This is a genomic window from Enterobacter sp. JH25 (assembly GCF_021725435.1).
Classification (GTDB): Bacteria; Pseudomonadota; Gammaproteobacteria; order Enterobacterales; family Enterobacteriaceae; genus Enterobacter; species Enterobacter intestinihominis.
The window spans coordinates 1,870,503-1,890,920 of record NZ_CP091319.1 but is presented as its reverse complement, the minus strand read 5'-3'; the positions used below and the strand labels follow the sequence as shown (position 1 = coordinate 1,890,920).

Below are 20,418 nucleotides of genomic sequence, written 5' to 3'. Positions count from 1 at the left end.
TGATCGCGATCACACTCGTAAAATTTAACCACCGTGCCTTAGCGGAGACAAGCAATATATTTCTGGCCCGACCGCTGCACAATCTCATCTGCGTTCGCCGGGATGTTTTGCCCTTCAAAGGCCCCGTACAGTCGCTGGTACGTTTTCCCGGTCAGTCGACCGATCACCGATTCAACGGTGCGGGCAGGCAGCGGCAGCATATTCGGATAACTCCACATAAACGACACGGCGTCCTTACCAGGCGTAACCTGCAAAATATCACCGGCCAGCAGCACGCCGTCGCCTGACTGCCAGTGCAGCACCGTGCCGCCTGCAAAATGCCCGCCCAGACGCAGCAGCGTCACCGACGGCAAAATCTCCAGGGCGTCCTCCTCCCAGAAGCGTATCGCCGGACTGTCACGCATCACCCACTGCCGATCGCTGGCGTGCAGGTAGATCGGCGCGTTAAACGCGGCGGCCCACTCCTGCATGGTGGTGTAGTAATGTGGGTGCGAAATCGCGATCGCGCTGATGCCCCCGAGCGCGTCAACTAACGCTCTGGTCGCCGGATCGAGGTTGGCGATGCAGTCCCACAGAACATTGCCCTGCGGCGTACTCAGCAGAAGCGCCCGCTGGTTGATGGCAAAAGCGGGAACGGTTTTGATGCTGAACAGCTGCGGCTCCAGCTGTTGCCATTTGTTGGTGTGCGTGGTCGTAAGGCTGTCGAAGTCCGTCCATGCCTGGCCCGTGACCGGGACATACTGGCGCTCATCGTCGCAAATCGGGCAGTTTTTGGGCTGTTCATCGTAAGCGGTACCGCAGGTTTTACAGAGTGTAATCATCGGCTTTCCTCAGCAATAAAGCACTGAGTATGGCAGGGATTATCCATATGTGCTGAGGGGTGCCTGGCCCGCTTTTTTTGACTTATACTGTGCCAGTATCAAAAACTGAATAACGCAGGTGGCACATGGAAATTGATCTCGATAACTTAGTCTTTAACGGGCTGGATGAAGCAGAAGAGCGCAACGCGGAACGTCTCGACGATGCGGATAAAAAAGCCCAGGCGATTGTCGCCGATGACGACTGCGGCGATGCCTGCAAGATCTGAATACAGAGCACCGGCCATGCCGGTGCTTTTTTTATGAATTACTGTCCGGCCCCGTTAATGGCCGCCTGGGCACAGGCTTCATCAAGATGACCGCCCGGCGCACCGCCGATGCCAATCGCCCCAATCACCTCATCGCCCTCTTTTACCGGTAAACCACCCGCCAGCAGCAGGAAGCCGGGAACATCACGCATATTCTGCGCGCCCGCGTTAGTCTGTGCAGCTTCCATTACCTTGCCTGACGCGTTTTTCGTACTCAGCGCGGTATATGCCTTCATTTCGCTGGCTTTTACCGTATGTGGACCAGCGTTATCCGTGCGCTGCACCGCCTTAACAACCCCTGCGCGGTCAACCACGGTCACCGTAACCTGATAGTTCTTTGCCATACAGGCCTTAACAGCAGACGTTGCCAGCGCGTTAGCCTGTGCCAGAGAGAGGCTTTTCTGATTCAGCGCATCCGCCCGTGCAGCCAGGCTTACGCTACCTGCAACCAGTGCCGCCACCATCAATACTTTTTTCATTGCACTTCCTCGAGTGTTGGGAGACAACCCGAGATTACTGAAGCGCGCGTTTACACGTAATTCGGTTGATTACGCACTCCACCTGGTAGTTATACGGATTGCAATTTGTCATAATCCCGGCTCGCCTGAACCAGGCTGCTGACGCCAAGCTTGGCAAACGCCGCCGCGCGGTGCGCTTCCACGGTCCTCGGGGAGAGGTTAAGACGCGCAGCCGCCTCTTTATTGCTGCATCCTTCCATCAGCACGGTCAACACCTCGTGCTCCCGCGCGGTTAGCTGTTCGAATCGCGCTTTAATCCGCGAGATATCCTGCCAGGCGGCAGATCGCCGCAGGCTCTCTTCGAAAGCCATGCCAACCGTTTCGATAAGCCTGTCGGCATCCAGGGGTTTGGTGAAGAACTCAAACACGCCGTTGCGAAACGCGCGACGGCAGGCGTCGACCGTTCCGTGCCCGGTCATGATAACGACTGGCAGCAGCGGCCAGGGCCATTCACCCTCTTCCAGCCAGGCAAGCCCGCTCTTGCCCGGCATGCGCATATCCAGAAGCAGACAGCCGACAAGCGCCGTTTCGCCGCCGTGCGCCAGCGTAAAGGCATCGACGCTCTCGAATGCCTTAACCTGCCAGCCCATTCCGGAGAGTAAAAACGTCAATGATTCCCTGATGGACTCATCGTCATCAATGAGCCAGACCACCTTATCCATGCTTTGTCTCCTTACCTTCTGCGAGCTGCAACCGGATCTGCGCCCCACCCTGCGGGGCGTTGCCCAGGGCAATCGAGCCGGTCATGCGGGTTATTAGCGTTTCGGTTAACGTCATCCCCAGCCCCGTTCCGCCGGGGCGTCCGCTAAAGAAGGGCATAAAAGCGTTTTGCAGGGCCTCCGGGCTAAATCCCGGCCCGCCGTCAGTAAGCGTGACCAGAATGCCCTTCTCGTTTTTCTGGCTGTCGATTCGCACCCAGCCGTGCGTGCTCTCCTGCTGAGCCTGAATCGCATTGCTGAGCAGGTTGTGCAGTATCTGCTCCAGCCAGAGCCTGTCTGCCAGCACGGTCGTGGCGTCCGCTGCAAACGCGTGGATGACCGCGATACGGTTCGATTTGCGCTCGTGCTCCAGCAGGCTCTCAACCTGCTGCCAGCACTGCACCAGATCGGTTTCGCGCAGAGTCACCTTCTCCTGTACCACATGCTCGCGAAAGCGCGTCAGCAGGGCGCTGATGCGTTGCGTTTGCAGCAGCGCGGCCGCAAGCGCCTGCGGCACGGCCTGCGGATTAGCCTCGAGCTGTCGCTGCGCCCCCTGGATCCAGGTTTGCACGGCGGTAAGCGGCTGGTTAATTTCATGGACAATGCCCGCGGTGATCTCCCCCAGCGTGTTAAGCCTGGCATGCTGATAATAGCGGGCGCGCTGCTCGGCCTGCTGCCGCTGTTTGCGCTGCCAGAGCACGCTTCCCACGCCCGCAATCGCTCCCCCCCACGTCAGAAAGAGCAGCAGGTAAGGCAGCAGGGAAACGCTGAACCAGTCAGGCTCTGCCTCGGCTGTAAGAACGAAGGGCTGGGTATGCTGCGGGAAAGCGCGCTGCCAGCGCCAGAAAGCGCCGGAGGATGGCGGACCATCGCCGTTCGTGACGTTAAGATGCAGCTGCGCAAAGCTATGGCGCGCGGGAATCAGCGCGCTTAGGTCGACCAGCACGCGTATCTGCCGCCAGGGATTATATAACCAGTACTGCACCCCGCGAAACGGCTCCACACGCGGGGCGTCCAGCGCACGCCCCGCGGTTTTTTCCAGGGCCAGGACAGAAGGAAACTTTTTGCGTAACGCGGTAATATCTTCATCGCCGCTCAGAAGCGGAAGCACCGATTCGTTTTGCGTCAGCACCGCGCCGATCGCCGAATAGCGTGCCGTAAACTCGCGATCGCGCTCCCAGTACTGGCGACGTATCTGTTCCGCATAAAGCAGCATACCGCTTATCAGGCAGACCGCCACCCATGCAGCGATGCTGCGCTTTATCATCTTATTTAAGCTCATAGCGTTAACGGGCGCAGTCATTCAGGCTGTCGACATTACCAGTTAACGCTGTTGAGAACAAAAAAACGCGGGCGTTATCAGATCTCCGGCGTTTTGCTAAACCCGGTCAGCATCAGGATCAGGCTTTGTTGAGATGACCCCGTCTCAAACTGATAGTGGTTTCCCTGACGATCGCCGCCGATATACCACGAAATTTCGGTTTTCCCTTCTGCCAGCGCCTTGCGCACCGCTTTATCCACGTCCACCATCCGGTATTCGCGGGAGTGGTTCAGGTAAAGCACCGCATCCGAGCGATAGTTGCAGGACGGCCGTGAATGCCAGCTCACGGTGGCCGGATCCCAGTCGTTACTCGCCGGATAGAAGAAGATTTGATCCGCGCCGTTGGTTTCCACTTTCCCGCCATAAATTCTCACGCGGTATTTAAACTGGGCAGGATCCTGTCCGGCAGGCAGAGGAGGGATGTTGAACTTCACCAGCGACAATGTTTCGCTGTTTTTCGTGCGTCCACCGTTCTTCCAGTTATCCTGCACCAGTAAGACCTGGGGATCGGGTTGTGAAAGTGCGGGTTCCATGCTGCTGAGCCAGACGTTGGCCTTCGCTTTTGAATAACCATACGGCACGGTGGTGCCGCAATCCATTCCGTGGTTCATGCACAGGTCGGTCATAAAGCGCGCGGCATCTTCCGTCCAGCCGTTCATGAAGTCAGCATGCGCCGTATACAGGCTCCCCCATCGCTCTTCACGTTCACTGCCATGCATGGTGGGGTCGAGGGAAAGCTGGACTTTACTGGTATCCAGAGAGCTAATTGTCGGAAGCACGTACGCAATATTCATGTTCACCGTCGGGATCTTCACCGGGAAGGCGGACGGACACTGTCCTTTCGTATCGTAGGTGGCGTTAGCCAGGCCGTGGGCGGGCTTCAGGTTGACCCCGTCCCAGCAGTTCGGGAACTGAATGCCGATATTAAACTGCACGGCATCCTTCGCCTTGCGTAAGCCGCAGACTTCACCCGTTCTGGTGGTGTAGCCCTTGCCGTTGGCGCATAAAAAGGTGATATGTGGATTTGGCGCGGTGCCGTGATGATCGCCCGCCAGCAGCGACAGCCCCGCCGGGAACGGGTGCAGCGGCCAGGCGTCAACGTTCGATGCCTGATAATAGGTTTTTTGATAGGCGGGTTTGACCACCGTTCCGTCCGGTAATTTTAGCGACGGAGCCCAGTAGGCCGAGCTGTCTGCTTTGTTATCGCAGGTGGTCTTTTCCTGGGTACGCAGCGATTCACGGCTGGAGTAAGCATCCGTTTGCACGTTACCAAAAAAATCGTGCAGCATGGCCTCGTTGGGCATGCCGTACATCATAATGGCATCATCACCGAGGGTATGGGAATAACTGCATACAACATGCGCCTGTGGACCAGCGTGTGCCGCCTGCATGGCAAGCAATAGCACGGTGGCAGAAAGCGCGGGGGTTAATACTGTCCGTTTCATTATCATCTCCATCTGAGAAAGGAGATAGTGGTAACAAAACGGCTATCGTTTACCGAGGATTAGCCAGGGCATTTTTCCCTTCATTCTCACTTTACACGCATCACGCACAGCTCATTCCAGTACATTTCGCGCGTCCGGCGAAGTTCAGCGTGACGTTTTAACATAGAACCACTCCGGGTCGATGTTGGCTACGTCCACGCCATAGAGGCTGGCGACAGGCAGTATTGACTCAAGAACACGTTGCGCGCTGTTCTCCGCATTCGCTGGTCGGGGCGCAAAAAACCGCCGTAACGTGCTTATCCATTTTTTCATCGTCATTACCCTTCTCGCTTAACCTGGACTCAGTTAAACACGCCTTCATCATGAAGAGGAAATATCAATAATGACTGTTGATATGCGGGATCTGAAAAACTCGCGAGACGCTGTCGTCCTAACTGGCCAGCGCTTTAACCACCGTTTCCATCGCTTTGGTGGTCAACTCACTGCGCTTAACGCGCTGGTTCGCCAGCGCGGTACGTAGTACCCCGGCAATCACGATATGCTTGGGCTCCTGCCCTAAGTCACGCATCTCCAGAACGACCTTGCCTACCACCCGACACATCTCCTGGTACAGCGCTTCGTCTTTGGTCACATTGCCCATTGCCATCACTCCGTTGCCCTAAACCGTCAGCTTAAATCATTCGTCGGCTGGATACAAAAAAGAAGCCCGGCGTGTTGTTCGCCGGGCTTCGTCTGGAAAATCAGGCGATTAGTTGTTTACCGGGATGACCGCGCCTTTGTATTTGGTGCGGATCCAGTCCTGAATCTCTTTGGAGTGCAGCACGTTCACCAGCGCGACGATATCCTTCTTCTTCTCATCACCGCGATGAACGGTAATGATGTTGGCGTACGGGTTATTCTCACCGCTTTCAACCGCAATTGGATCGTGGACCGGATCCAGACCGGCATCAATTGCGTAGTTGGCGTTGATCACCACCGCAGCACCTTCGTCGTTGTTGTACATCTGCGGCAGCAGAGATGCCTCGACGTTAGGGGTGAATTGCAGCTTTTTCGGGTTCTCCACAATATCGCTGATGCGCGCGGTCACTTTATCGATGCCTGGCTTCAGCTTGATCACGCCCTCTTTTTCGAAGATGGAGAGAATACGCCCTTCCTCGGAAACCGCATCACGCATGATGATTTTGCCGCCTTCCGGCAGATCCTTCAGCGATTTGTATTTTTTTGAATAGATACCGATCGGCTCAATGTGGATTGCGCCTGCACTGACAAAATCATAATCCTTATCGCCCGCATGATCTTTAAGCACGCTGTTCAGGTAAGGGATGTGCTGGAAATAGTTGGCATCAATGTCATGCCCTGCCAGCGCCGTGTTTGGCAGAATGTAGTCCTGGAACGGTTTAATCTCCAGATCGATCCCCTGCTTTGCCAGAATCGGCTTAGCCTGCTCCAGAATTTCCGCGTGCGGGGTGTTGGACGCCCCCACGGTGAGCGTGTCCGCCCAGGAGGCAAAGCTCAGGGCGCTCAGGGTGGCTGCGGCGATCAGTGTCAGTGTCTTTTTCATGATGTGGTTCCTGTGTGTATTTATTAGCGTTTATCTAACAGTGAAGTAATGGCATCGCCGCAGAACTGGATAATGAACACGATGATCAGAATGGTCACCGTTGCCACCAGCGTGACGTCACCATGGTTGCGCTGGAATCCTTCCAGATAAGCCAGATTTCCCAAACCGCCGGCACCTATCACCCCCGCCATTGCGCTGTAGCTCACCAGCGCAATCAGCGTCACCGTCATACCTGAAACCAGTGCGGGTGAAGATTCCGGCAGTAAAACCCGAAACACTAACGTGCTCAGCCGTGCGCCCATCGAACGCGTGGCTTCAATTACCCCTTTATCCACTTCCCGCAGGGCAATCTCGACCAGACGGGCGTAGAACGGCGCGGCGCCCACAATCAGGGCGGGCAGCGCAGCGTTAGCGCCGAGAATGGTCCCCACAACGGTCTTGGTGAACGGGATCAGCAGAACAATGAGAATGATGAACGGAATCGAGCGGAACACGTTCACCACAATCGACATCACGCTGTAGACCGTGCGGTTGTGGAATAACCCGCCGCGGGCGGTTAAAAACAGCGCCAGACCGAGCGCGATCCCCAGAACAAACGTCGCCACGCCGGAAAGCGCGGTCATGTAGAGCGTCTCCTGGGTTGCAGCCCAAAGCTGATCCCACTTCAGGTGCGGAAAGAGTTCTTCAGCCATGCTTGATTACCTCGCCTTCAATATCGCTTTGCTTCAGGTCGGCGAGGATATTGTTCAGTTGTCCATCCGATGCCACCACGTGCACCCAGAGCTGCCCGAAAACACCGTGAGCGGTTTGCGTCATTTTGCCGTGCAGGATGTTAAACGGCAGGCCGTAGCGCAGGGTCAGTTCACCGACGATCGGCCTGTGCGTGCTGTGCCCGGTGAAAGTGAGCTTGATGACCGCGCCCTCCAGCTCATTTGCCAGTTCGGTATTGAAGGTCTCTTCCTCCGCGTACTGGCTCACCTGGCGGACAAACTGCCGGGTGATCGGCTGCTGAGGATGCGTAAACACGCTCAGCACCTCCCCCTCTTCCACCACCTTGCCGTTCTCCATTACCGCCACGCGGTCGCAGATTTTGCGCACCACGTGCATCTCATGCGTAATGAGTACGATGGTCAGGTTAAAACGACGGTTAATGTCCAGGAGCAGATCGAGGATCTGATCGGTGGTCTGCGGATCCAGCGCCGAGGTAGCTTCGTCACACAGCAGTACGTCCGGATGATTGGCCAGCGCGCGGGCAATGCCCACACGCTGTTTTTGCCCGCCGCTCAGCTGCGACGGGTAGGCATTCTCGCGCCCCTTCAGGCCGACCAGCTCCACCAGCTCGGCAACGCGAGCCTGAATTTGCGCTTTTGGCACACCGGCAATTTGCATTGAAAAGGCGATGTTTTCCTTCACCGTGCGCGACCAGAGCAGATTAAAGTGCTGGAACACCATGCTGATTTTCAGGCGTGCCTGACGCAGCGCTTCTCCCTTCGCGGCGGATATATCCTGACCGTTAATGGTGACGCTGCCGGCGCTGGGCTTTTCCAGACCGTTCAGCAGACGGATAAGCGTACTTTTCCCGGCCCCGCTGTAACCAATGATCCCGTAAATCTGTCCCTGCTCTATCGTCAAATTGACGTTATCAACGGCTGTCAGCGCCAGCTTCCCGTTGTCAAAAACCTTCGAAATATTACTGAGTACGATCATTCTTATTCGTTATCCGTTACGCATATAGCGGTTTAGCAGTATGGATGTCCAAAAGATAGTAAACAGCCGTTATCAGCTTTTAAATGACCAAAAAAGAATTTCTTATAATGCGGCGGAATAAGCAGCGAACTGGCGGGTGAAAAGCATTTAGATGAATATCTGCAATAATTATCTGCCTTTTGCATATCAGGTCTCATTCATCCGACGAAATTGGTTAATTTTTCAGCACTATGTACTGATATAGCCATCCTCACATCCGGACAACTTTACGTCTTGCTGTCTTTCCACCCAAAAACATAAGGATTATTCCTTTCTGTTCTAAAACCCAGTGAAACGTTCTTTATTGAGAAAATTTCGTGGTCCTATCATCCGGTCATCACCTCTTCACAGGACATGACCATGACGCTTTACCACTCCGTCACCGAACTAATTGGCCATACGCCACTCATCCAGCTGCACAAGCTGGATACCGGCCCCTGCTCGCTGTTTCTGAAGCTGGAAAATCAGAATCCAGGCGGCTCGATTAAAGACCGCGTCGCGCTGTCGATGATTAACGAAGCCGAGCGTACGGGGCAGCTACGGCCCGGCGGCACCATTATTGAAGCCACGGCGGGGAACACCGGCCTGGGGCTGGCGTTGATTGCGGCGCAAAAGGGATACTCGCTGATCCTGGTGGTGCCGGACAAAATGAGCCGCGAGAAGATTTTCCACCTGCGCGCGTTAGGAGCGCAGGTCGTGCTGACCCGTTCAGATGTGAATAAAGGGCATCCGGCCTACTACCAGGATTATGCCCGGCGGCTGGCGAACGAACTGCCAGGCGCGTTTTATATCGACCAGTTCAATAACGCGGCCAATCCGCTGGCGCACCGCACCACTACCGCACCGGAACTGTTTGAACAGCTTGACGGCCAGATCGATGCCATCATCGTCGGCGTGGGGTCCGGCGGTACGCTGGGTGGCTTACAGGCGTGGTTTGCAGAACATTCGCCGCAGACGAAATTTGTGCTTGCCGATCCGGCCGGGTCGGTACTGGCGGACCAGGTTGAGACCGGACGCCATCAGGATGCCGGATCGTGGCTGGTTGAAGGGATTGGCGAAGACTTTATCCCTCCGCTGGCGCACATCGAAGGGGTTAACCGCGCCTGGCGCATTACCGATCGCGAGGCGTTCACCACCGCCCGCGATCTGCTAAAAACGGAAGGGATCCTGGCAGGCTCCTCCACCGGCACGCTGCTGGCGGCGGCGCTGAAATATTGCCAGGCGCAGACTACGCCAAAACGTGTGGTCACCTTCGCCTGCGACAGCGGCAATAAATACCTCTCAAAGATGTTCAACGACGACTGGATGCGCCAGCAGGGGCTGATTTCACGTCCGCAGGCAGGCGATCTCTCGGACTATATTGCCCTGCGCCACGATGAAGGCGCGACGGTGAATGCCGCCCCGGACGACACGCTTTCCACCGTGCTGGCCCGCATGCGCCTGTACGACATCTCCCAGCTGCCGGTGCTCGATAACAACAAGGTCGTCGGCATCATCGACGAGTGGGACCTGCTGCGACACATTGAGGGAGATGCCGATCGCTTCTCTCTCCCCGTGACGGCGGCCATGACGCGTCAGGTCGAATATCTGGATAAGCAGGCCCCGGAGAGCGCCCTGTACACCATCTTTGACCGTGGCCTGGTGGCGATTATTTATGACGAAGACCGCTTTCTGGGTCTGATCACACGCAGTGACGTACTCACCACCTGGCGTAACCGCCTGACGAAATAAAAGGAGCAAAAGATGAAAAACCTGGCCACCCTCAGCGTTCACAGCGGTGAGTATCACGACACGCACGGCGCCGTGATGCCGCCAATTTACGCCACGTCGACGTTTGCGCAACCGGCACCGGGTGAACATACCGGCTACGAATACTCCCGGAGCGGCAACCCAACCCGCCATGCGCTGGAGACCGCCATCGCCGAACTGGAAGGCGGCACGCGCGGGTACGCCTTCGCGTCAGGGCTGGCGGCCATTTCCACCGTGCTCGAACTGCTGGATAAAGACAGCCATATCGTTGCCATTGACGACGTGTATGGCGGTACGTATCGCCTGATCGAAAACGTGCGCAAGCGCAGCACCGGGTTACAGGTGAGCTGGGTTAAGCCGGACGATGTAGCCGGACTTGAGGCCGCCATTCGCCCGAACACCCGCATGATCTGGGTGGAAACGCCGACGAACCCGCTGCTGAAACTGGCCGACCTGGAGGCCATCGCAGACATTGCCCGGCGCCATAATGCGATCAGCGTGGCGGATAATACCTTCGCCTCCCCGGTCATTCACCGGCCGCTGGAGGCGGGGTTCGACATTGTGGTTCACTCCGCCACCAAATATCTCAACGGTCATTCAGACGTGGTTGCCGGGCTGGCTGTTGTCGGGGCAAATAAGGATCTCGCGGAGCGTCTGGGCTATCTGCAAAACGCGGTTGGCGGCGTTCTGGATCCGTTCAGCAGCTTCCTGACGCTACGGGGGATTCGCACCCTCTCCCTGCGCGTTGAGAAGCACAGTGCCAACGCGCTGGCGATTGCGCAATGGCTGGAGCAGCATCCGCAGATAGAGAGCGTGCTCTATCCCGGGCTGGAGTCACACCCCCAGTATGCGCTTGCCCGCAGACAAATGGCGCTGCCGGGCGGCATGATCTCCGTTGTGATTAAAGGCGATGCGCAACGCGCGACAGAGGTGATTCGTCATCTTACGCTCTTTACCCTGGCGGAAAGCCTGGGCGGGGTGGAGAGTCTGGTGAGCCAGCCCTACAGCATGACCCACGCCTCCATTCCACTGGCGCAGCGTCTTGCAAACGGCATTGTGCCGCAGCTGATACGCCTGTCGGTGGGGATTGAGGATGCGAAGGATCTGATCGCCGACCTTCAGCAGGCGCTGGAAAAGTGAGCAAAAAACGGCGGGCGTTGCGCCTGCCGTCATAAGATGACATTAGGCCTTAACGCCTTGATAACAAACTTATGTGAATCTGCACAGATTGTTTTTGAAACGCTGTTTCCATTTTCCTTTTTACTGTGAATCAGCGTATAATGCGCGCCAAATCCCTGGTGAATGGTTTCAGCGCTTGGAATACAAAAAACAACGTACAACTTCTCCTCTCCTTCGTTGGGCTGGCACTCAGGCACACTTTCTTCTGCACGGTCATTTGATGTCACCTATTCTTAGTGCGTGTCATATACTCTTTCGCAACACAGGTTTGACTCCGCGGCGGTGCGCCCCCGGAGCGAGATTTCCATATCCTTCCCAACTTAAAGACTAAGACTGTCATGAAAAAGACGAAAATTGTTTGTACTATCGGCCCGAAAACCGAATCCGAAGAGATGCTGAGCAAAATGCTGGATGCCGGCATGAACGTGATGCGTCTGAACTTCTCCCACGGCGACTATGCTGAACACGGTCAGCGTATTCAGAACTTGCGCAACGTGATGAGCAAGACCGGGAAAAAAGCGGCAATCCTGCTCGACACCAAAGGTCCTGAAATCCGCACCATCAAACTGGAAGGCGGTAACGACGTTTCCCTGAAAGCGGGCCAGACCTTCACCTTCACCACCGACAAATCCGTTGTAGGTAATAACGAAATCGTTGCCGTGACCTACGAAGGCTTCACCAGCGATCTGTCCGTTGGCAACACCGTGCTGGTAGATGACGGCCTGATCGGCATGGAAGTGACCGCGATTGAAGGTAACAAGGTTATCTGTAAAGTGCTGAACAACGGCGATCTGGGCGAAAACAAAGGCGTTAACCTGCCGGGTGTGTCCATTGCTCTGCCAGCGCTGGCTGAAAAAGACAAACAAGACCTGATCTTCGGCTGCGAACAAGGTGTGGACTTCGTTGCGGCGTCCTTCATCCGTAAACGTTCTGACGTGGTTGAGATCCGCGAGCACCTGAAAGCGCACGGCGGTGAGAACATTCAGATCATCTCCAAGATCGAAAACCAGGAAGGCCTGAACAACTTCGACGAAATCCTTGAAGCGTCTGACGGTATCATGGTAGCGCGTGGCGACCTGGGCGTAGAAATCCCGGTTGAAGAAGTGATCTTCGCGCAGAAGATGATGATCGAGAAATGCGTTCGCGCGCGTAAAGTGGTTATCACCGCAACGCAGATGCTGGACTCCATGATCAAAAACCCACGCCCTACCCGTGCTGAAGCCGGCGACGTGGCGAACGCCATCCTCGACGGTACCGATGCCGTTATGCTGTCTGGCGAATCTGCAAAAGGGAAATACCCTCTGGAAGCGGTCGGCATCATGGCGACCATCTGTGAGCGTACCGACCGCGTGATGAAAAGCCGTCTGGATTACAACAACGACAGCCGTAAACTGCGCATCACCGAAGCCGTGTGCCGTGGTGCGGTAGAAACCGCCGAGAAACTGGAAGCCCCACTGATTGTCGTGGCGACCCAGGGAGGTAAATCTGCGCGTGCCGTGCGTAAATACTTCCCGGATGCGACCATTCTGGCGCTGACCACCAACGAAACCACCGCGCGTCAGCTGGTGCTGAGCAAAGGTGTGATCCCACACCTGGTGAAAGAGATTGCCTCTACCGATGATTTCTATCGTCTGGGTAAAGAAGTGGCTTTGGAACTGGTTGATTGTGGCCTGGCTCAGAAAGGCGACGTGGTGGTTATGGTTTCTGGTGCACTGGTACCAAGCGGTACAACCAACACTGCATCTGTCCACGTACTGTAATATTTCACGAACAAATTATTGTTTTGTTAAAAAGCGTCCTTCGGGGCGCTTTTTTTATTCCCGCCATTAACCAGAACTATTCAAAAAGCAAATCGGGTTTTTCTATTTAATCGCGATTTATCTAAGATGAATCCGATGAAAAATGCCTTTTTTAACATAGCTTTTTCGTCAAAATTGCCGATTTCGTTGCTTCTTTGAGCGAACGATCAAAAATAGGCGTAATCCCATCAAAAAAATATTCTCAACCCAAAAAACTTTGTGTAATACTTGTAACGCTACATGGAGATTAACTCAATCTAGAGGGTATTAATAATGAATCGTACTAAACTGGTACTGGGCGCGGTAATCCTGGGTTCTACTCTGCTGGCAGGTTGCTCCAGCAACGCTAAAATCGATCAGCTGTCTTCTGACGTTCAGACTCTGAACGCTAAAGTTGACCAGCTGAGCAACGACGTGAACGCAATGCGTTCCGACGTTCAGGCTGCTAAAGACGACGCAGCTCGCGCTAACCAGCGTCTGGACAACCAGGCTACTAAATACCGTAAGTAATAGTACCTGTTAATAAAATGGCGCACATTGTGCGCCATTTTTTTTTGCCTTCGTCAAACCTCTACTGAAGCGCTTTCTCTCCCTCGCCTTCCGTCACCGCCGCTGAGACACGACTGTTCTGAACCGACAGGACAGAATTGCTGGCTGACGAACCATTGCCTGCTGAAACGGCAACCGGGATCCCGGCTCTGCGCGCCAGAGCTTTGTCGATTAGCGTTTTATCGCTACCTGATTCCGCTGCGAAGGCGGTAAACGCCGCCGAGTGCGTGAACGGCACCGTCTGTGGGTTTTCGCCCTCAGCCTGCGCCAGCGGCCTGTGCACCTCGATATAACGTTTGCCGTCCGGCTCGACGGAGAACTTCACCGGCTCATTGATAATCTGCACCCGCGTGCCGACGCGCACTCGTTCAAACAACGCTTTGATATCCGGCGCGTTCATTCGCATACAGCCCGAGCTGACCCGCAGCCCTACGCTGTCCGGCGCGCTGGTGCCATGAATAAGATATTCCCCATTCCCGATGCCCAGACGCAGCGCAAAGCGCCCCAGCGGGTTATTTGGCCCTGCGGGTACCACAGGCGGCAGTTTAATGCCCTGCGCCAGTGAGCGCGCTCTGATGCCCGCTGTGGGGGTCCAGGTAGGGTTAGGGATTTTCTGACTCACACGGGTGGTGCTGACCGGTGTTTCCAGCCCAAGCTGACCAATACCCAGCGGATAGACCTGCACGATATTTTCGCCAGGCGGATAGAAGTAAAGACGCAGCTCCGCCAGATTCACCACAATGCCCTCACGCTCGGTGTCCGGGAGCAGCATCTGGGAAGGAATGGTAATGACCGTTCCTGGCGCAGGGTTTACCGGTGCAATGGTATTATTGGTTTCAAGGATAAGCTGTGCGGCGGTATTAAACCGACGAGCGATAGCCTGGAGCTTATTGTCGCCTTCCTGAATGGTGTATGTCTGATTTTGCCCAATCAGGCGGCTGCCTGCGGGCGGTAAAGGATAATCAACCGCCCTGGCTGAATTAACAGCACTGAGCGAACCAAGGAGTAATAGAGTTATTAGAGACGCGCGCTTCATGCTGAGATTCCTTATTCACTGACCAAACGTCAGAAAGCTGAAAAACCAGCGAGGTGGAAACCACCCCGCGAAACAGAATGAATGCTGTTCTGTCAGTTTAGCTAAGGATTGCGGCTTTGGCGCGTATGGCGCGGATCATCGCTTCCAGTCCCTGGGAGCGGGACGGGGTGAGGTGTTGGGTTAAGGCCATTTTTTCAAACCACGAGCGAACGTCAAAGGCGACAATATCCTGCGCCGACATCTGGTGATAAAGAATAAATACGACGGCAATAAGCCCCTTCACAATGGCGGCATCGCTGTCACCCTGTAAATCGATTACGCCATCATCCGTCTGCTGCATCTGGATCCAGACCTGGCTCTGGCAGCCCTGAATGATGTTGTCCGGGTTATGCGCCTCTTCGCTGAGCGGCGGCAGGCGCTGACCTAGCTCGATAATATAAAGGTATTTCTCTTCCCAGTTTGCGCAACGCCCAAAGTTACGCAGCAATTTATCTCTGTCCGGCAAATCTGCCATCTCACGCCTCTCCGTTAGCCAAGCAGCTGGTGAATACGTTTCAGTCCCGCCACCAGTCTGTCGACCTCTTCCGTTGTGTTGTACATCACCAGCGATGCGCGGCACATGGCCGGTACCTGATAATACGCCATCAGTGGCATCGCGCAGTGATGCCCGGTACGTACGGCGACGCCGTAATTATCCAGGAAACTGCCCACATCATAAGCGTGATGCTTGCCGAGGTTGAAGGCTATCACACCCAGACGGTCAGCAGGGCCATATAAGGTCAGATCCGGGACGCTGGCAAGCTCCTGCAAGGCATATTGCATCAGCAGCTGTTCGTACTCCTGAATCGCCGCCAGCCCCGTTTCAGATACGTAGCTAATGGCCGCGCCCAGCCCGATGATCCCGCCTGTGTTCGGCGTGCCCGCCTCGAAGCGCCAGGGCGCTCGGGCGTAGGTTGTGCCTTCCGTCAGGCTGACGGTGGCAATCATTGACCCGCCCCCTTCCCACGGCGGCATGGCCTGGAGAATATCCTCCTTCACATACAACACGCCGATGCCCGTCGGACCATACAGCTTGTGCCCGGAGAAGACGTAGAAATCGCAGTCCAGAGTCTGTACGTCAACCGCATGGTGCATCACCGCCTGGGCGCCATCAATCAACACTTTCGCACCGGCCTGATGGGCTTTGTCGACGATCAGCGCCACCGGATTTTCCGTCCCCAGCACGTTTGAAACGTGGGTCACCGCTACCAGCCGCGTTCTGTCGTCAAGCAGGGCGTCCAGCTGTTCAAGCTGAAGCGTACCGTCTTCGTTTAGCGGGATCACCCGCAGTTGCGCCCCCACACGCTCACAGAGCATCTGCCAGGGCACGATGTTAGCGTGGTGCTCCATCTGGGTGATGATGATGTTATCCCCCGCGTGCACCTGCGCATTGCCCCAGCTGTTAGCCACCAGGTTGATCCCTTCGGTGGTGCCACGCACGAACACCAGCTCTTCCGGCGAACGCGCGTTGAGAAACGCCGCAACCTGCGTGCGCACGTTTTCCATGCGCTGGGTCGCCTCGGCGCTCAGAGTGTGGATCCCGCGATGGACCGCCGCATAACCGTGGCGGTAAAACTCGGCTTCCGCATCCACCACCTGATTCGGTTTTTGCGCGCTGGCCGCACTGTCGAGATAGGCCAGCGGCAGACCGTTCACTTCACGGGTCAGTACCGGAAAATCTGCCCGGACTTTCTCTACGGGAAATATCATGCTTCGCCTCCAGGCAGCCGCTGACCGATACGGGCCAGCACCTGCTGTTTAAGTCCGCCATCGGGCAGCGCTTCCGTCAGCTCAGCCGCAAAGGCGTAAATAATCATCTTTTGCGCGGCCTGCTGGTCTATCCCGCGAGAGCGCAGGTAGAACATCTGCTCATCGTCAATACGCCCGACCGTTGCGCCGTGGCTGCATTTCACGTCGTCCGCATAAATTTCCAGCTGTGGTTTGGTGTCCACCTCTGCCAGACGTCCCAGCAAAAGGTTGTTGTTGGTCATCTGCCCGTCAGTTTTGATGGCGTGCTGCGCCACATTGATCAGGCCGTTAAACACCGCACGTCCTTTGTCGCTGACGATGGTTTTGTGCAGCTGACGGCTGTTGCAGTAGCCTTTGTTATGCTCAAGCCAGGTGCGCGTGTCGCACACTTCTGACTTCACCGGCATCGCCAGGCTGTTAATACGCAGCGTAGTGTTCTCACCGTTCAGTTGGGTGCTGGTATTGTGGCGCAGCACCGCGCCGCCAAGCAGGAAGCTGTGGCTGTAAGCCGCGGCATCCTGGCCCAGCAGAATATCGTTGTGGGCGAAGTGGTGACTGAGCGGATTCTCAAACGCCAGCTTGATATGGTGCAGCTGGGCGTTGGCCGCCACGTTCATCGTCAGACGCGAGCCGGTAAAATGGCGGGTGTCGTTCAGACTAACGTAATGTTCAATTACCGTCGCTTCTGCCCCTTCTGCCAGCTCGAGATGGTGGCGATAGTGGGCGGTGTTGATCTCGCCGCCCTCAACACCCTGGGTGATATGCATCAGCAGCAGCGGTTTCGCCGGGCGCTGGTTACGCTTAACGTGAATATGGGTGACAGACTTAGACAGGCTCTCTGTGAGGTGCAGAAAGACGTCAGGCTGGACCGGAGCACTCAACGACTGGCGCTCGTCGTTAATGGCGATATCGAACCCGCTCTCCTGTACGCTGTCGCTGAGTTCCTCACGAAACTGCCCGTCTACAAACACCAGACGCACGGCATCCACGCTCAGCGCCAGCACATCGCGCTGACCGGGGCTAACCTGCGCCAGACGGGTGACAAACTCGCCGTTCAGCAGGCCGTCCAGCGGGGTATATTTCCAGTTCTCATGCTTACGCGTCGGTAAACCGAGACGCAGCATCTGCTGGAGATGGTGCTGAGCCTGTTCAGAGCGCGCTCCACCCTGCGCTTCAAACAGCCGGTGCCACTGCTGGAGTGCATTACTGCTGTTCGGTAAGCCAGCCATAACCCTGCTCCTCCAGTTGTTTAACCAGCGTAAAGTCACCGGATTTCACAATGCGCCCCTGATAAAGCACGTGGACATAGTCCGGTTTGATGTAGTCCAGAATACGCTGGTAGTGAGTCACGATAATAAATGAGCGGTTACCGTCACGCAGAGAGTTTACGCCGTCGGCAACGATCTTCAGGGCATCAATATCCAGCCCTGAATCGGTTTCATCGAGAATGCACAGCTCCGGCTCAAGAACCGCCATTTGCAGAATATCGTTACGTTTTTTCTCACCGCCAGAAAAACCCACGTTCACCGAGCGGGTGAGCAGATCTTCGGGCATTTTCAGCAGCTTGATTTTCTCTTCCATCAGATCCTGGAAGTCAAAGCGATCCAGCGCCTCAAGTCCGCGATACTTGCGCACCGCGTTCAGCGCGGTTTGCAGGAAGAACTGGTTGCTGACGCCCGGGATTTCCACCGGATACTGGAAGGCCATAAAGATGCCCTCACCGGCACGCTCTTCAGGCGACATCTCCAGCAGATCCTTGCCGTTAAACTCAACGGAGCCGCTGGTGACCTCATAATCTTCGCGTCCTGCCAGCGTCGCTGAAAGCGTACTTTTCCCGGAGCCGTTTGGCCCCATGATGGCGTGAACTTCACCCGGTTTGACGTCAAAATTGAGCCCACGCAGGATCTCTTTCTCTTCCACGCTAACCTGTAAATCTTTAATGCTTAACATGTGCTTTCCTTAACCGACGCTGTGTTCAAGACTAATGGCGAGGAGTTTCTGGGCTTCAACGGCAAATTCCAGCGGCAGTTCAGAGAACACGTCCTTACAGAAGCCGTTAACAATCATTGAAATCGCATCTTCTTCACTGATCCCGCGTTGCAGGCAGTAGAACAGCTGATCTTCACCAATACGTGACGTAGTCGCCTCATGCTCGAGCTGGGCGCTGTTATTGCGGCATTCGACATAGGGGAAGGTATGCGCCCCGCAGTCCGCACCAATCAGCATGGAGTCGCACTGGGTAAAGTTACGTGCGTTGGTGGCTGTCGGCATGATTTTCACCAGCCCGCGATAGCTGTTCTGGCTGTGACCGGCAGAGATCCCTTTGGAGATGATGGTCGATTTGGTGTTTTTGCCGATGTGGATCATCTTGGTACCGGTATCGGCCTGCTGATGACCGCTGGTCAGCGCCACGGAGTAAAACTCACCGATGGAGTTGTCGCCACGCAGAATACAGCTCGGGTATTTCCAGGTAATGGCGGAGCCGGTTTCTGACTGCGTCCAGGACATCTTACTGTTTTCACCTTCGCACAGCGCACGCTTGGTGACGAAGTTCAGAATACCACCGGTGTTGCCATCGCCCGGGAACCAGTTCTGTACCGTAGAGTATTTCACTTCCGCGTCTTTATGGATGATCACCTCTACCACCGCCGCGTGCAGCTGGTAGCTGTCGCGCACCGGCGCCGAACAGCCTTCGATATAGCTGACGTAGCTGCCTTCATCGGCCACCAGGATGGTGCGTTCAAACTGGCCGGTTTTTTCCGCGTTGATGCGGAAATAGGTTGAGAGCTCCATCGGGCAGCGCACACCTTTAGGCACGTAGATAAAGGTGCCGTCTGACGCCACCGCCGCATTCAGTGCCGCGAAGAAGTTATCGTTACTGGGTACCACGGTGCCAATGTACTTTTTCACCAGCTCCGGGTGATCGTGAATGGCTTCCCCAAAGGAGCAGAAAATTATCCCCTGCTCCGCCAGCTTTTCACGGTAGGTGGTTGCCACCGAGACGGAGTCAAAAATGGCGTCCACCGCCACCTCTTTACCTTCGCGCACGGGCACGCCGAGCTGATTGAAGGCCTCTTCCACCTCTTTACTCAGGAAGCTGTTCTCGGCACCGGTTTGCTGTACCGCGCCGGGCTGCGAGGCACAGGTATCATCGCAGCTGCCGCATGAGGGCGCGGAGTAGTAGCTGTAATCCTGATAGTTCAGCTTATCGTAATGCGCTTTCAGCCAGTGGGGTTCTTCCATCTCCAGCCACGCGCGGAATGCGCTCAGGCGAAACTCCAGCATCCACTCCGGCTCGTTACGTTTCGCCGAAATGGCGCGCACGACCTCTTCGTTGATGCCTTTCGCCAGCTCGTCAGTTTGCAGTTGCGTGAAGAAACCCTCTTTATAGTTGAGGTGTCCGCCGCTCCAGGTGTTTACATCACTCGTTGCTTCAGTATTACGAGACATAGTACCGCCTATACCCCAAAGCTTTCGCCGCAGCCGCATTCGTTCTGGGCTTTCGGGTTATGAAATTTGAATAACTGGTTTAAACCTTCCCGAACGTAGTCGACTTCGGTTCCATCGATAAACGGCATAGCCTGTAGCGCGACGTATAACTTTGCACCGTCGGTTTCAAAGACCAGATCGTCCTTTTTGGGTTCGGTTACGGTATCCAGCACGTAGCCAAATCCCGCGCAGCCCGTCTGCTTAACGCCTAAGCGTACGCCGAGGATGTCGGGATTTTTTGCCACCAGCTCATGAATATGCGCCGCCGCCGCGGGCGTCAGCGTTAAGCCACGCCAGGCAAAATCGGCCGGATTGAAGGTTTCTGAATGCAGTTCCATAGGTCCACCTCATCTGATAAGCCACCAGGGCATAACACCATGTTAGTGATAACGATTATCACTTCAACCCCCTGCG

General features: G+C 55.7%; 22 protein-coding genes. 5 read left to right on the top strand and 17 right to left on the bottom strand.

Annotated elements, in window-relative coordinates:
* Positions 1-38: 38 nt before the first annotated feature.
* Entirely contained in the window at positions 39-821 is a 783-nt protein-coding gene (locus L2Y28_RS09020; protein ID WP_022647888.1) for an MBL fold metallo-hydrolase, read from the bottom strand.
* Positions 822-946: 125 nt separating this feature from the next.
* Here L2Y28_RS09020 and L2Y28_RS09015 point away from each other — a divergent pair, with 125 nt between their 5' ends.
* Positions 947-1,087, top strand: a complete 141-nt coding sequence (locus L2Y28_RS09015) for a hypothetical protein (RefSeq protein ID WP_003857665.1) — start codon at positions 947-949, stop codon at positions 1,085-1,087.
* Between the two features lie 38 nt (positions 1,088-1,125).
* On the opposite strand, the gene L2Y28_RS09010 is transcribed toward L2Y28_RS09015, so the two are convergent.
* From L2Y28_RS09010 to L2Y28_RS08970, 9 genes are all read right to left on the bottom strand, one after another.
* Positions 1,126-1,605 carry a heme-binding protein gene (locus L2Y28_RS09010; RefSeq protein ID WP_022647887.1) on the bottom strand — a complete coding sequence of 160 codons (480 nt, stop codon included), beginning with the start codon at positions 1,603-1,605 and terminating at the stop codon, positions 1,126-1,128.
* 89 nt (positions 1,606-1,694) lie between these two features.
* Positions 1,695-2,306 carry a response regulator transcription factor gene (locus L2Y28_RS09005; protein ID WP_022647886.1) on the bottom strand — a complete coding sequence of 204 codons (612 nt, stop codon included), beginning with the start codon at positions 2,304-2,306 and terminating at the stop codon, positions 1,695-1,697.
* Complete coding sequence (locus L2Y28_RS09000; RefSeq protein WP_022647885.1) at positions 2,299-3,609, bottom strand: sensor histidine kinase; 1,311 nt, start codon at positions 3,607-3,609, stop codon at positions 2,299-2,301. Before L2Y28_RS09000 ends, L2Y28_RS09005 begins: the two co-directional genes overlap by 8 nt.
* 92 nt (positions 3,610-3,701) lie before the next feature.
* Complete coding sequence (locus L2Y28_RS08995; RefSeq protein WP_022647884.1) at positions 3,702-5,108, bottom strand: DUF1996 domain-containing protein; 1,407 nt, start codon at positions 5,106-5,108, stop codon at positions 3,702-3,704.
* A 144-nt stretch (positions 5,109-5,252) separates the two neighbouring features.
* Complete coding sequence (locus L2Y28_RS08990; protein ID WP_022647883.1) at positions 5,253-5,420, bottom strand: hypothetical protein; 168 nt, start codon at positions 5,418-5,420, stop codon at positions 5,253-5,255.
* 118 nt (positions 5,421-5,538) lie between these two features.
* Entirely contained in the window at positions 5,539-5,748 is a 210-nt protein-coding gene (fumD, locus tag L2Y28_RS08985) for a fumarate hydratase FumD (protein WP_022647882.1), read from the bottom strand.
* 108 nt (positions 5,749-5,856) lie between these two features.
* Positions 5,857-6,669, bottom strand: a complete 813-nt coding sequence (locus tag L2Y28_RS08980; protein WP_003857677.1) for a MetQ/NlpA family ABC transporter substrate-binding protein — start codon at positions 6,667-6,669, stop codon at positions 5,857-5,859.
* A 23-nt stretch (positions 6,670-6,692) separates the two neighbouring features.
* Positions 6,693-7,361: a methionine ABC transporter permease gene (locus L2Y28_RS08975; protein WP_017384621.1), complete on the bottom strand. Its 669-nt coding sequence runs from the start codon at positions 7,359-7,361 to the stop codon at positions 6,693-6,695.
* On the bottom strand, positions 7,354-8,376 hold the full coding sequence (locus L2Y28_RS08970; protein WP_022647881.1) for a methionine ABC transporter ATP-binding protein: 1,023 nt from the start codon (positions 8,374-8,376) through the stop codon (positions 7,354-7,356). The genes L2Y28_RS08975 and L2Y28_RS08970 overlap by 8 nt, the downstream gene beginning before the upstream one ends.
* Before the next feature lie 399 nt (positions 8,377-8,775).
* Between L2Y28_RS08970 and L2Y28_RS08965 the strand changes: the two genes are divergently transcribed.
* From L2Y28_RS08965 to lpp, 4 genes are all read left to right on the top strand, one after another.
* On the top strand, positions 8,776-10,146 hold the full coding sequence (locus tag L2Y28_RS08965) for a cystathionine beta-synthase (RefSeq protein ID WP_022647880.1): 1,371 nt from the start codon (positions 8,776-8,778) through the stop codon (positions 10,144-10,146).
* 12 nt (positions 10,147-10,158) lie between these two features.
* A complete protein-coding gene (locus L2Y28_RS08960) occupies positions 10,159-11,304 on the top strand; it encodes a PLP-dependent aspartate aminotransferase family protein (protein ID WP_022647879.1) in 1,146 nt (381 codons plus the stop codon).
* 377 nt (positions 11,305-11,681) lie between these two features.
* A complete protein-coding gene (gene pykF / locus L2Y28_RS08955) occupies positions 11,682-13,103 on the top strand; it encodes a pyruvate kinase PykF (RefSeq protein WP_015570703.1) in 1,422 nt (473 codons plus the stop codon).
* 312 nt (positions 13,104-13,415) lie between these two features.
* On the top strand, positions 13,416-13,652 hold the full coding sequence (gene lpp / locus L2Y28_RS08950; RefSeq protein WP_001082307.1) for a murein lipoprotein Lpp: 237 nt from the start codon (positions 13,416-13,418) through the stop codon (positions 13,650-13,652).
* A gap of 61 nt (positions 13,653-13,713) precedes the next feature.
* On the opposite strand, the gene L2Y28_RS08945 is transcribed toward lpp, so the two are convergent.
* The 7 genes from L2Y28_RS08945 to sufA form a co-directional block, all read right to left on the bottom strand.
* Entirely contained in the window at positions 13,714-14,727 is a 1,014-nt protein-coding gene (locus L2Y28_RS08945) for a L,D-transpeptidase family protein (protein ID WP_022647878.1), read from the bottom strand.
* A 97-nt stretch (positions 14,728-14,824) separates the two neighbouring features.
* Positions 14,825-15,241 carry a cysteine desulfuration protein SufE gene (gene sufE / locus L2Y28_RS08940; protein ID WP_022647877.1) on the bottom strand — a complete coding sequence of 139 codons (417 nt, stop codon included), beginning with the start codon at positions 15,239-15,241 and terminating at the stop codon, positions 14,825-14,827.
* A 14-nt stretch (positions 15,242-15,255) separates the two neighbouring features.
* Positions 15,256-16,476, bottom strand: coding sequence for a cysteine desulfurase SufS (gene sufS, locus L2Y28_RS08935; protein WP_022647876.1), 1,221 nt, complete (start codon positions 16,474-16,476; stop codon positions 15,256-15,258).
* The gene (gene sufD / locus L2Y28_RS08930) at positions 16,473-17,744 is read right to left on the bottom strand and encodes a Fe-S cluster assembly protein SufD (protein WP_022647875.1); all 1,272 of its coding nucleotides are present in this window, start codon (positions 17,742-17,744) and stop codon (positions 16,473-16,475) included. Before sufD ends, sufS begins: the two co-directional genes overlap by 4 nt.
* Positions 17,719-18,465 carry a Fe-S cluster assembly ATPase SufC gene (gene sufC / locus L2Y28_RS08925; RefSeq protein ID WP_022647874.1) on the bottom strand — a complete coding sequence of 249 codons (747 nt, stop codon included), beginning with the start codon at positions 18,463-18,465 and terminating at the stop codon, positions 17,719-17,721. The genes sufD and sufC overlap by 26 nt, the downstream gene beginning before the upstream one ends.
* 9 nt (positions 18,466-18,474) lie before the next feature.
* Positions 18,475-19,965, bottom strand: a complete 1,491-nt coding sequence (sufB, locus tag L2Y28_RS08920) for a Fe-S cluster assembly protein SufB (RefSeq protein ID WP_003857739.1) — start codon at positions 19,963-19,965, stop codon at positions 18,475-18,477.
* Positions 19,966-19,973: 8 nt separating this feature from the next.
* Entirely contained in the window at positions 19,974-20,342 is a 369-nt protein-coding gene (gene sufA, locus L2Y28_RS08915) for a Fe-S cluster assembly scaffold SufA (RefSeq protein ID WP_022647873.1), read from the bottom strand.
* Positions 20,343-20,418: the final 76 nt, after the last annotated feature.